This is a genomic window from Methylophaga sp. UBA3603, assembly GCF_002375335.1.
Classification (GTDB): domain Bacteria; phylum Pseudomonadota; class Gammaproteobacteria; order Nitrosococcales; family Methylophagaceae; genus Methylophaga.
Map to the genome: position 1 here is coordinate 21,368 of NZ_DFMC01000001.1, position 10,833 is coordinate 32,200.

Here is a 10,833-nt window from a genome sequence, read left to right on the forward strand (position 1 = left end):
GAAATTTAATGAGTCAGGCTGAAAACCCCACAATAGAATCCCAATTCGATCCGGTCAGTTTTGTAAAATCACTAACCAGTCGTCCTGGTGTCTACCGTATGCTCGATGCTGAAGGCACGGTCATTTATGTCGGCAAGGCGAAAAACCTCAAAAAACGTGTTGGCAGTTACTTTCGCAGCAGCGGTTTAACCAGTAAAACCCAGGTGATGGTGGCGCAGATCGCGGCGATTGAAACCACTGTCACGCATACTGAAAACGAAGCCTTGATCCTGGAAAATAATCTGATCAAGGAGTTGATGCCTCGCTATAACGTGTTATTGCGGGATGATAAAAGCTACCCATACTTATTGATATCCGGTGATAAATTTCCTCGCTTAAGCGTTCATCGCGGCGCCAAGCGTAAAAAGGGCAAATACTTTGGTCCTTATCCCAGTGCCGGGGCGGTTCGGGAAAGCCTGAATCTATTACAAAAACTGTTTCCGGTGCGTCAGTGCGAAGACAGTTATTATCAAAATCGCAGCCGGCCCTGTCTGCAATATCAAATTAAACGCTGTACTGCGCCCTGTGTAGATTTAGTCTCTGAAAGCGATTATCAAAAAGATGTGCAGCACACCATTATGTTTCTGGAAGGTAAAAACCAGCAGGTAATGGATGAGTTGAGCCAGCAGATGGACACGGCGTCACAGAATCTGCAGTTCGAACAGGCGGCTTTTATCCGTGACAAAATCATCAGTTTACGCAGGGTGCAGGAACGCCAGTATGTCAGCTCAATGCAAGGTGATTCCGATGTGCTGGCGGCGATAGTTAGAGATGGTATAGCAGTAGTTGAAGTCAGTTTTGTACGAGGTGGACGTAATTTAGGTAGCAAATCCTATTTCCCTAAAGGGTCGTCGGATTTGACCGAGTCAGAATTACTGGCGGCCTTTATACCGCAGTATTATCTTGGTAAAGACGTGCCGGCGGAAATCCTGCTGAGTCATGAAGTTGAAGAATCACAGCTGTTGCAGGAAGTATTGCAAACCGAATCGGGACATAAAGTCAGCCTGCGTAAGCCGCAACGTGGCCATGCGACACGTTGGTTGCAGATGGCGATGACCAATGCCGATATCAGTCTTACCCAGCGTATCAGCAGTCGCTCCAATTTATTGCAGCGTTTTGAAATTCTGCAGGATGTATTAGAGCTGGATGAAATGCCCAAACGTATTGAGTGTTTCGATATCAGTCACACCAGTGGCGAGCGCACGGTAGCTTCCTGCGTGGTATTTGGCCTGGAAGGCGCAATTAAAAGCGATTACCGTAAATTCAATATCGAAGGCATTACCGGTGGCGATGATTATGCCGCCATGCATCAGGCATTGAGTCGTCGATTTACCCGATTGAATAACGGTGAAGGAAAACGACCGGATTTACTGTTGATTGATGGTGGTAAGGGACAGATTAAAGAAGCGCAGGAAGTGCTGGCTGAGCTGAATTTAAGTGATCTTCCTATCTTAGGTATCGCTAAAGGTCCTGCACGTAAACCAGGTGAAGAAACGTTATTTCTGGTCGGTCGGGCTGGCGAAGTGACCTTATCTGCAGATTCACCCGCATTACATTTACTTCAGCAAGTTCGGGATGAAGCGCACCGTTTTGCCATTACCGGTCATCGTCAACGCCGTGCCAAAGCCCGTAAAAGCTCAACCTTGGAAGATATTGCCGGATTAGGACCCAAGCGGAGACAAAAATTATTGCAGCAATTTGGCGGCCTTCAGGAAGTAAAACGGGCAGGGGTTGAAGATCTACAGAGGGTGGATGGAATCAGTGCTGCTTTGGCACAAAAAATTTACGATATGTTCCATCCGGACAATTAAACACGTCATAGTGCTAACATAAGCGTTATCTATAGCTTATAACGAAACGATTTATGCTGAATATACCTAACTTACTCAGTCTGCTCAGGGTGCTTTTAATACCTGTTCTGGTGGTACTGTATTTTCTTCCCAGTACCTATGCTCCTTTGTGGGCCACCATTGTCTTTGTGCTGGCGGGTATCACGGATTGGCTGGATGGCTATTTGGCTCGAAGGATGAACCTCACCTCGCCCTTTGGAGCGTTTATTGATCCTGTCGCAGATAAATTAATTGTGGTGGTGGCGTTATTGCTGATTCTTTTCAAATCACCAGTATGGTTTATTCTGCTTCCGGTGATTGTCATCGTATTTCGTGAAATCACAATTTCCGCATTACGCGAATGGATGGCTGAAATTGGTGCCCGCCATGTAGTTCAGGTTTCTTCTATCGGCAAATGGAAAACCACATTTCAAATGGTCGCTATTGGTTGCCTGATATTCTATAAACCGCTGTTTGGATTACCTGTTTTTGAAATCGGTGTAGGCTTGTTATACATAGCCGCATTACTCACTTTGACCTCAATGATCAGCTACTTGAAAGCAGCCTTGCCAGTGTTGGTAGATAAGGGTTGACAGAAAATATTAAGTGCCTATAATGCACGTCTTCCTAAGCGGGAATAGCTCAGTGGTAGAGCACAACCTTGCCAAGGTTGGGGTCGCGAGTTCGAATCTCGTTTCCCGCTCCAAGAATAAAAAAAGCCGCGGTCAGTCCAAGTTACTACTGCGGCTTTTTAGTCTTGAAACGTAAGAAAAAAGACATACCATGGCTGGGTGGCAGAGTGGTCATGCAGCGGACTGCAACTCCGTTAACGCCGGTTCGATTCCGACCCCAGCCTCCATTTACACTTCCACAACCATCCTAAATCGTCCGTAAAACCAGTAATATCAACGGTTTTATGGATTGTCGTGTTCCAGCCTCGTCCAATAGTGTCTATGTACTTCCCACCATTTTTAGTGGTAACTTTGATGGGAACATTCAAAGTGCTGGTGGGAACAATGGCTTTAACAGACATGAAAATCCGAAATGCTAAACCTGAAGCTAAGCAATACAAGCTTTCAGCAGGACTTGGCCTTTATCTTGTTATTTCTCCCAAAGGTGGAAAGTGGTGGCGCATTCGTTATCGCTTTGGTGGGAAACAAAAAGAATTGTCTCTGGGAACATATCCCACAACTACCCTAAAATCTGCTGTCCTTAAACGCGATGAAATCAGAGCAATGGTTGCTGATGATATTGATCCAGCAGTCGAGCGAAAGACTGAAAAGCTATATAAACATGCTGCAAGCGAAAACAGCTTTAAAGCTGTAGCTGATGAGTGGTTTACAAAATTCTCTAGTGAATGGTCTGAACAGCATAAACAACGCACAATCGGCCGATTGCGTAATGATGTTTATCCTTGGCTTGGTTCAAAAGTAATCAATACTGTAACCGCACCAGAATTGTTAATGGTACTGCGTCGAATGGAAAGTAGGGGCGCTATTGATAGTGCTCACCGTGTTCGCCAAATCTGTAGTCAGATCCTACGTTATGCAATTGCCACCGGTCGGGCTGAACGCGATCCTGCAGCAGATTTAGTTGGTGCTTTACCTCCAGCCAAAAAAACTCACTTTGCATCTATTACCGAGCCTAAAGCTATTGGTGAATTAATGCGAGCGATTCAAGGCTATCAAGGCAGCTACATTACTGCATGTGCTCTGCGTTTAACGCCCTATGTATTCGTCAGACCGGGAGAGCTTCGACAAGCCGAATGGAATGATATCGATCTGGAAAATGCTGAATGGCGTATCCCAGCCGAAAGAATGAAAATGAAAGTGTTGCACATCATCCCGTTATCAAAACAAGCATTAGCTATATTTGAGGATATAAAGCCACTTACAGGCAGAGGAAAATATGTTTTTCCAAGTAACCGAACTCTAGCAAGGCCGATGAGCAACAACACCATCAATGCAAGTCTAAGAAGATTAGGTTATACCAAGGAAGAAATGACTGCTCACGGCTTCAGAAGTATGGCTTCTACAATTCTCAATGAGCAGGGCTGGAATCGTGATGCTATAGAACGACAACTTGCCCACAGTGAAAAAAATGGTGTGAGAGCAGCTTATAACTACGCTCAATATTTGCCAGAACGAAAAGAAATGATGCAGGCATGGGCTGATTACCTTGATGGATTAGCCAAGGGTGCAGATGTTATCCCGATTAAAAGCAATTCTTAAACAAAATATTCAAGGCATTACCAGATGAACCAAGAAAACTTAAGTGAGTTTATTCCACCCGAGTTTGATATAACGAAATACGATGCAGCAGCCAATATGGAGTTAGTGAATTGGCTTGAAAATCTCACGATGCGAATGCTTGGTTATCATGCTATTGGCAAATCTATAGATGAACAAACAAAGAAATTAATATTAGAGCTGACACAGAAAAATATCAGCTTGGGAGTTGTTTTAGAGAGTTCATATGCCAAAATTTTAAATGACATGCTTGCTGAGGATAATGCCCAGTATGCTTCTGTTGTCAGACAGCTGACTTACTTCGATCTCTTTAGCACAGCAGATGGATTAAAAACTGCTGAGCTTGAGCAGTTATATTCAGCAGTACAAACCCAAATTTATCCACTAATTAATCAAAATAATCTCGGCCAACTAAACGAATTCATGCAAATTGAAGCTATGGATGGAAAAGACAATTTGGCGTGGCTTGAGATCGATCTGAATTGCTCTAAGAATGAGATTTTAGATGCCGTCTCAGGATGGGTGGCAAATGCCAAAGCTGAACGGCAAGCAACTCAAAAGACCAACAACAGAGAGCGCAAGATTAATAGTTTCAATCTTGTTGCTTTCAGAAAATGGCACGATGCCAGAGTTTTAGCATATTTAGACTTAGCAACATGGAATAGCTTGGTTGGAAATAAAGTAACCAGCCCAATTCTTGGAAAAATACTCTTTCCAGATCCTAGGGACGTAGTTGGTAAAGCCGGAAGGATAGATGATTCGTCTAAGCATTACGCCAATATATTAACTTCACAAGCATCTTTAAGAAGAATGCTAAATGTTCTCGCAGACGCAAATCGGAAGAAAAACACCCAAAAAACTTCCTAGGAAGATTTTATGGCTATTCTCATCCAATGAAACACTGAGTTAACTACTGGAAAATCTCTCCCTGCATCTACTACAAATCACAGGGAGATATTGATGTCTGAACAAATTCTAAAACTGCCAGAAGTCATAACGACGACGGGCCTTGCTCGCTCAACAATCTACAAATTGATCAGTGAGAATCGCTTTCCAAAACAAATCAAGCTAACAAGCTTTTCAAGCGGCTGGCTCAAGTCTGAAATTAATCAATGGCTTGAAGAGCGTATTGCTGCTTCTCGCAACCTGGAGGCATTGTCATGAAGCCTCTGAAAAAGCTAAAAATCACGCCTGCACAACTTAATTATCTGCAATGGCTTAATACTGGTGGATTGGAACCCGAAAATGTTGTTCTGATTTGTACAGATTTATGTGAAAAGTTTGGTGCAGTAATACATTCCTCAGTCCCACCTTTTAAGACTGATATCCGAGCTATTCAAAATCTGTATAAAAACGGATTAGCTGAAACTTATCCAGAAATTGACCTTGGGATCACATGGCTGATTGTTACGATTAGCGATAAAGGCCGACAATACTTGGAGGCTAATCATGACTGAAATACATCGTGATGATCGCCTTTTTGTGGATGAAAAAACCAATACCCTGCCAGATATCTTTAAGAAAAAAATCATTGTGGAATATCACAAACGCTTAAAGAACCAAAGCCGACGAGAAGCAAACCTGTATCTCTTAAATATAAGCGAACATATCGAATCTGCTGTGCTAAGCAGATTAAGCCTGAAAACCTTAAATGCTGATGAGGATGACTTAAAGATACTTGCTGAGAGTGAGGCCCAAGAGTGCATTTTTATCTGGCAGTCTTCAAACAGTGAATCCCTCAAAAAACCTTATAAGAGAATTCTCAGCTTTATGGCTTCTAGAGGTATTCAGCCGTCTGGTCTTAAAGAAGGGCCAAGTACATCTGATATGCTTTCAATCATTCGACACTCAATTAGAAAAAGTTGGTGGCTTTCTAATCTTCGTACAAGACAAAATCGTGATATTGAAATCATCGCCAGAACATTAAATTTCGTAAAGAAAAACGCAGAGATATATGCCTCAGATTTAAATGTCAGGCGCCGCCGATGGCAAAAGCAAAAACAGCATGAGTTTCTGGAAAATATGCTGGTTACTAATGAGGAAGGTCTTTCGTTTTTGTTATCCGAGATGAAAGCTACTAGCGTTTCCAATCCGGCTATAAGAAAAGCTGAGCTGATGGTACGTTGTCGAGGGTGTGAAGATTATGCCAAATCTAAAGGGCATATTTCGCTTTTTATAACCCTGACCTGTCCTTCAAAATATCACCGAGCTTATTCAACCAGTGGCGATCCCACCAAAAACTGGAATGGCAGTTCGGCAAGAGATGCTCAAGAATATCTGAAAACAACCTTTTCCAGAATTCGATCCGAGTTAAATCGTCAAGGTATACGTCCCTATGGTTTTAGAGTCGCTGAGCCACATCATGACGGAACGCCTCACTGGCATCTGCTGTTATTCATTAAAGGTTCAGATGAACAATCGCTTAAAGATATTTTCACTCACTATGCCTTTGAAGAGGAAGGAGATGAAGAGGGAGCAGATAAGCACCGTATAACCATCGTTAAAATTGACCCTAACAAAGGAAGTGCAACGGGCTATATCGCTAAATATATTTCAAAAAATATAGATGGTGAAGATATAGATATCGGTGTTTACGGTGAAAACCCATCGGAAGCGGCCAGACGAATCGAAACATGGGCCTCTATATGGGGGATCAGACAGTTTCAGCAAATTGGTGGGGCTGGAGTAAGTATTTGGAGAGAACTACGCCGTTTGACTCCTCTAGAAGATCCTGAGTCGCTTATCGAGTTGGGCCGAAAGGCTGCTGATGATAGTAAGTGGGATGAGTATATGAAATTGATGGGAGGTCATGATTGCGCGCGAAAAGATCGTCCAATCAAGCTTGTTTACAAAGAGTCGGTTGATATTTCTACCGGTGTGCTTAAAGAAAACCAATACGGTGAAATCAAAGCACAAAGCATTTACGGGCTTGAGCATGACAATGTCAGAATCAATACCCGACCACACACATGGGAAATTTCACGGGCTAGCTGATTAGCCCGCTTTTACTTGGAGTTCTGTCAATAACTGTACGTATTAGATTTGAATAGCTCTAGTTCAATCCTTAATTAGCGTGTAAATGTAATAGGAAGTTGAATTCCAGCTTTTTATTAGATGACCACATTCAGTACATGAGAATGAATCTTTATCTCTAACTGGCACTCTGTGTTCTACCACTTTGTAGAATGCACGACAGTTTTCACATTGTTCGCTTGTTTCTTCAGACTTCCAAGTTTTAACCATTTTTAAATCCTTACAATACTTATTCATAGGGGTATTGTGAACGTAACGAGTTGTTTTTTTTATAGGTCAAAAGGTATTTTTTTTAACTACAGGATAAAACCCCGCCCTTCCTTTATCTAATACTCCTGAAAACTCGATTGGAGATAATCGACTTGCTGTATCTTGTTTAACAGGCTCGTTCTCCAACACGATAACTTGTCCGGGACCAGTCCATTTAGACAGCCAGTCATAAAATAGGTCACGAACAGTTATTGGTGAAACAGTTGCCTCGGCGGCATTATTTGGATCAGAGTATGACTTAAGTGGGGAATCTAAAACAACAACGCCTAGATGAGGATGTCCATTATCCAATGCATGCTGCATCAAAGCTACTATCAATGCAGAGAGGAATATTGCACGCTTTCCTGCACCATAGCTCAATCGTTGCCTCCCATCAATTTTTATATCGCAATCTACAGCCTCAAGGTCAACAGTATTTATCTCTTTAAACCCCCATGAGTATAGAAGGGTCTTCACTATTTCTCCGACCTTCACTGCATCCACATCCGTTTGTCTTTTTATCGCGGCTCCTTTTTTAGTTGAGATAAGCTTAGAGATAATTTCTTGTTCAGCAACTAACCTATCCATTTCTTCGAATATTTGAAGTTGTGCTGAATATTCAGTTTTAGCCTCTGCAAGTTGCTTTGGATCAGCGCTAAATTCAGAAACACTGTTTTGTAGAGCTGTTTTTTCTTGATGGGAAATCCTAGTGAATTGCTCCTTGAGAATCTCAACATGACTGGTAAGCTCCGAAATAATTATATTTTCTCTTTCTAAGGCATCTTTCAATCCACCCCGAAGAGCTTCTATCTTCTTTGCCTCCGCTTCCATCGCAAGTTGTTGTTTCAAAACTGTTTCAGTTAAAACTTCATTGCTATCAAGCTGTGAGTCAATCGGAGTACCACAGAGCAAACAAGGTTGACTAGGTAGAGCATCAAAAACAGCAATGCCATCTACAACTGCACGGAGCCTGTCTAAATCACTTACATACTTTTCATCCAGAAGCGAAAATCTAGACGCCATAAGCAGAGACTGATTTAATTTAGATTCAACAGTCGATAGCTCAGATATTGTTGCCGCAAGTGAATTACGAATTTCACGCAGCTCTGATGATCGCTCTTTTTGTTGGCTAGACAGTATGTCTAGAGTGAGATTAACTTTTGATAAAGCATCTTCAATTTCAGATTTTGTCCTTCCATCAGGAACCTCTTTTTTTATACGCTCTAAGTCATTTTCTATAGCTATAGCTAATGTTTTATTCTTCAGCTTTTCATCTTTAGATTGAGCCAATATTACTGCCGAATCATCTTGCCCTGTTAAAAACACTGAAAAAGAAGCCTTGCGCTGAGTTCTGCTACTATATGATTCGCCTGTCGTCTTTTCCTCACTAATCATCGCGGGCTGTGATATGAGAGACCAATGCCGTAAATCCCCTCCTGTTATCGGCCCACGCTTTGATGTGGAACGTAAGACTAGCTTGCCTTTCGCTCCAGAGAGCCCAACAAGAAATACTCCAACATCATCAGACAAGGGCTCATCTGTATTTATATCTTCTTTTTCACCATTAAAAATCTCGGCAACACCACCTAAGAGTGAGTGTTTAATTGTATAAATGTCATTTTCTGATGTCTCTAACTGCAAATATAGGTTTGTATAACCCTTACTCTCTGGTATTTCTTTTGGTACCTTTTCTCCCCCAAGGAGATACCAAAGACAATCTCGAATATAAGACTTTCCTGTATCACTAGGACCTCTGACAAGAGTACCATTGCCTCTAAAAAGTATCTCCGCCTCAGGCTTTCTAAGTCCTGTGGCAATTAACTTTTGCAGTATTACTGGCATTATTCAAATATCCTTTTTGACTCTTCATTCATTTCAGCTTCCCAACGACAACCTAAATCATGAAATATTTTTGTTAACTCAATCATATCAACAGAGCCATACTTTGAAGTTACCCAGTTGCAACGCATCACTAGTTCTGAAAAGTAAGGAGATTCGACCGAATCAACAATTGCTCGAGCATTAATCCCAGCAAAATATGTAATCCCATCGTCATCTAATTGGATATCGACTAGATTTTTTGTTGCCATTAAACGCAGGCCCGACAGGACGATTGTTCGTCTGGTATATATCTCTGCACTTCTATATGGAACTGGTGTATGCAAGCTCACTGGGCCAGAAAAATCTCCAGAATAAATAGCAGCATAATCAAGCAATAGAAGTTTTTGTAAGTCCGCTCCTCTAGGAAACATGCTGGACAGCATATAGACCATTCGGATCCCAAGCTCGAAAGGAGAGTTAAATGGTAATGTTTCAAATAAATTTATTTTAGCCATTTTAGTTTCTCATCGTTAACTAGTTGATGGCATGCTCCAGGAAGATCTGCTGGCAGTAACCTAGTAGACAGAGGGTTATTTGTGATTTGAAGCTCAGCAGCAGCGCTCAATACAGTCTCGAGCTTATCCATGCCGTTTTTATGCTTTGGACTTGCCGCTATACGTTTAATACCAGCAAGCACAGACACTAAAAGTCGATCAAATTCACCCGGAAGCACATCTCTGCTAAACCTTTTTAGACCCTCAGCGCTATAAAACTCGCCTCTACACCCTTCTAGATGCTCCTTATAAATTTCGGATTTGAAAATATGCTCTAGTAGAAGATCACTGTTAGCGTGCTCTGAGTAAACCTTAATGAGTTGATTTATGTACACTAGCTCCTCTTCTGAGGGCAGTATTGGTGTAGGAGGGTTGTCTCCCCTAAGTGGTTCCAATCCGAAAAGAGCGGCATGAGCCTGCAAATTTTTTGAATGCAGCGAAATCAGATCCTTTACTGGGTATTCTTCAACTTTAGAATAATCAAAATTTATTGCGGCATTTAATGTTGGACCAGCAAGTGGAAATTTTGTTGTATCAATACCGTGCTTCTTGTCTTTCCAGCTTGTTAAAAAAGTTTCTTTCAGTTCATGGGGATGAGCAATTAAGTCGTGTAACTTTGGTGTTGTATTCTGAGATGCGCAAACATAATATGTATGTGGTGAGGGATAGGTTCCGCTACCAATGTGATACATTATTTTTGCTAGTTCTGGATATAATACTGACTCGCCAATAGCAGATTGATAATGCTTCGCTTGGTATAAATCCCATTCATTTACTTTCAGCTCTTTTGAGTATCTAGCTTCAATATCACGACCTCCATCACCAGCTCCTCCCATCTTTTGCACAAACTGATATTTTTTGCCTTCTCCCATGTCTACTCGGCAACAATCCTCGATAAAACTTTCCCACTCATCAGCACTAAAAAGCTGAATTAATGATGCGGGGGGAAATTTTACCGAATTTATTTTTTGAGTTTTTTTAGCCATATCCCTGCCAATAGTCATACTTCAAAAATGGATATTCTCACTTCATTTCTATTGTGTCCAATATATGTAGTCT

The 10,833-nt window shown here is 41.7% G+C and carries 11 protein-coding genes and 2 tRNA genes; 9 read left to right on the forward strand and 4 right to left on the reverse strand.

Features of this window, described 5'->3' with window-relative positions:
- Window positions 1-8 precede the first annotated feature (8 nt).
- The 9 genes from uvrC to B4F66_RS00140 all read left to right on the forward strand — a co-directional run bounded on the left by uvrC (window position 9) and on the right by B4F66_RS00140 (window position 7,111).
- Window positions 9-1,850: an excinuclease ABC subunit UvrC gene (uvrC, locus tag B4F66_RS00100; protein ID WP_292355780.1), complete on the forward strand. Its 1,842-nt coding sequence runs from the start codon at window positions 9-11 to the stop codon at window positions 1,848-1,850.
- A gap of 53 nt (window positions 1,851-1,903) precedes the next feature.
- On the forward strand, window positions 1,904-2,461 hold the full coding sequence (gene pgsA / locus B4F66_RS00105) for a CDP-diacylglycerol--glycerol-3-phosphate 3-phosphatidyltransferase (RefSeq protein WP_292355778.1): 558 nt from the start codon (window positions 1,904-1,906) through the stop codon (window positions 2,459-2,461).
- 38 nt (window positions 2,462-2,499) lie between these two features.
- Window positions 2,500-2,574, forward strand: a tRNA-Gly gene (locus B4F66_RS00110).
- Between the two features lie 79 nt (window positions 2,575-2,653).
- Window positions 2,654-2,727, forward strand: a tRNA-Cys gene (locus tag B4F66_RS00115).
- A gap of 127 nt (window positions 2,728-2,854) precedes the next feature.
- A complete protein-coding gene (locus B4F66_RS00120; protein ID WP_292355776.1) occupies window positions 2,855-4,099 on the forward strand; it encodes a tyrosine-type recombinase/integrase in 1,245 nt (414 codons plus the stop codon).
- A 24-nt stretch (window positions 4,100-4,123) separates the two neighbouring features.
- The gene (locus B4F66_RS00125) at window positions 4,124-4,984 is read left to right on the forward strand and encodes a DUF6387 family protein (RefSeq protein WP_292355774.1); all 861 of its coding nucleotides are present in this window, start codon (window positions 4,124-4,126) and stop codon (window positions 4,982-4,984) included.
- 93 nt (window positions 4,985-5,077) lie between these two features.
- Window positions 5,078-5,281, forward strand: a complete 204-nt coding sequence (locus B4F66_RS00130) for a helix-turn-helix transcriptional regulator (RefSeq protein ID WP_292355772.1) — start codon at window positions 5,078-5,080, stop codon at window positions 5,279-5,281.
- The gene (locus B4F66_RS00135; protein ID WP_292355770.1) at window positions 5,278-5,574 is read left to right on the forward strand and encodes a hypothetical protein; all 297 of its coding nucleotides are present in this window, start codon (window positions 5,278-5,280) and stop codon (window positions 5,572-5,574) included. Before B4F66_RS00130 ends, B4F66_RS00135 begins: the two co-directional genes overlap by 4 nt.
- Entirely contained in the window at window positions 5,567-7,111 is a 1,545-nt protein-coding gene (locus tag B4F66_RS00140) for a replication endonuclease (RefSeq protein WP_292355768.1), read from the forward strand. The genes B4F66_RS00135 and B4F66_RS00140 overlap by 8 nt, the downstream gene beginning before the upstream one ends.
- Before the next feature lie 63 nt (window positions 7,112-7,174).
- Here the strand turns inward: B4F66_RS00140 and B4F66_RS14370 are convergent, their stop codons facing one another.
- Genes B4F66_RS14370 through B4F66_RS00155 form a run of 4 tightly spaced genes read right to left on the reverse strand, consistent with a single transcriptional unit; the run spans window position 7,175 to window position 10,760 of the window.
- A complete protein-coding gene (locus B4F66_RS14370) occupies window positions 7,175-7,387 on the reverse strand; it encodes an MJ0042-type zinc finger domain-containing protein (protein WP_366652825.1) in 213 nt (70 codons plus the stop codon).
- A gap of 39 nt (window positions 7,388-7,426) precedes the next feature.
- Window positions 7,427-9,241 carry a hypothetical protein gene (locus tag B4F66_RS00145; RefSeq protein WP_292355767.1) on the reverse strand — a complete coding sequence of 605 codons (1,815 nt, stop codon included), beginning with the start codon at window positions 9,239-9,241 and terminating at the stop codon, window positions 7,427-7,429.
- Window positions 9,241-9,735, reverse strand: a complete 495-nt coding sequence (locus tag B4F66_RS00150; protein WP_292355765.1) for an ABC-three component system middle component 2 — start codon at window positions 9,733-9,735, stop codon at window positions 9,241-9,243. The genes B4F66_RS00145 and B4F66_RS00150 overlap by 1 nt, the downstream gene beginning before the upstream one ends.
- Window positions 9,723-10,760: an ABC-three component system protein gene (locus tag B4F66_RS00155; protein ID WP_292355763.1), complete on the reverse strand. Its 1,038-nt coding sequence runs from the start codon at window positions 10,758-10,760 to the stop codon at window positions 9,723-9,725. The genes B4F66_RS00150 and B4F66_RS00155 overlap by 13 nt, the downstream gene beginning before the upstream one ends.
- Window positions 10,761-10,833 lie beyond the last annotated feature (73 nt).

What these genes read in the sequence shown, in the direction of transcription:
- uvrC (WP_292355780.1), top strand. Translation starts at nt 9, where the DNA reads ATGAGTCAGGCTGAAAACCCCACAATAGAATCCCAATTCGATCCGGTC.
- pgsA (WP_292355778.1), top strand. Translation starts at nt 1,904, where the DNA reads ATGCTGAATATACCTAACTTACTCAGTCTGCTCAGGGTGCTTTTAATA.
- B4F66_RS00120 (WP_292355776.1), top strand. Translation starts at nt 2,855, where the DNA reads ATGGGAACATTCAAAGTGCTGGTGGGAACAATGGCTTTAACAGACATG.
- B4F66_RS00125 (WP_292355774.1), top strand. Translation starts at nt 4,124, where the DNA reads ATGAACCAAGAAAACTTAAGTGAGTTTATTCCACCCGAGTTTGATATA.
- B4F66_RS00130 (WP_292355772.1), top strand. Translation starts at nt 5,078, where the DNA reads ATGTCTGAACAAATTCTAAAACTGCCAGAAGTCATAACGACGACGGGC.
- B4F66_RS00135 (WP_292355770.1), top strand. Translation starts at nt 5,278, where the DNA reads ATGAAGCCTCTGAAAAAGCTAAAAATCACGCCTGCACAACTTAATTAT.
- B4F66_RS00140 (WP_292355768.1), top strand. Translation starts at nt 5,567, where the DNA reads ATGACTGAAATACATCGTGATGATCGCCTTTTTGTGGATGAAAAAACC.
- B4F66_RS14370 (WP_366652825.1), bottom strand. Translation starts at nt 7,387, where the DNA reads ATGAATAAGTATTGTAAGGATTTAAAAATGGTTAAAACTTGGAAGTCT.
- B4F66_RS00145 (WP_292355767.1), bottom strand. Translation starts at nt 9,241, where the DNA reads ATGCCAGTAATACTGCAAAAGTTAATTGCCACAGGACTTAGAAAGCCT.
- B4F66_RS00150 (WP_292355765.1), bottom strand. Translation starts at nt 9,735, where the DNA reads ATGGCTAAAATAAATTTATTTGAAACATTACCATTTAACTCTCCTTTC.
- B4F66_RS00155 (WP_292355763.1), bottom strand. Translation starts at nt 10,760, where the DNA reads ATGGCTAAAAAAACTCAAAAAATAAATTCGGTAAAATTTCCCCCCGCA.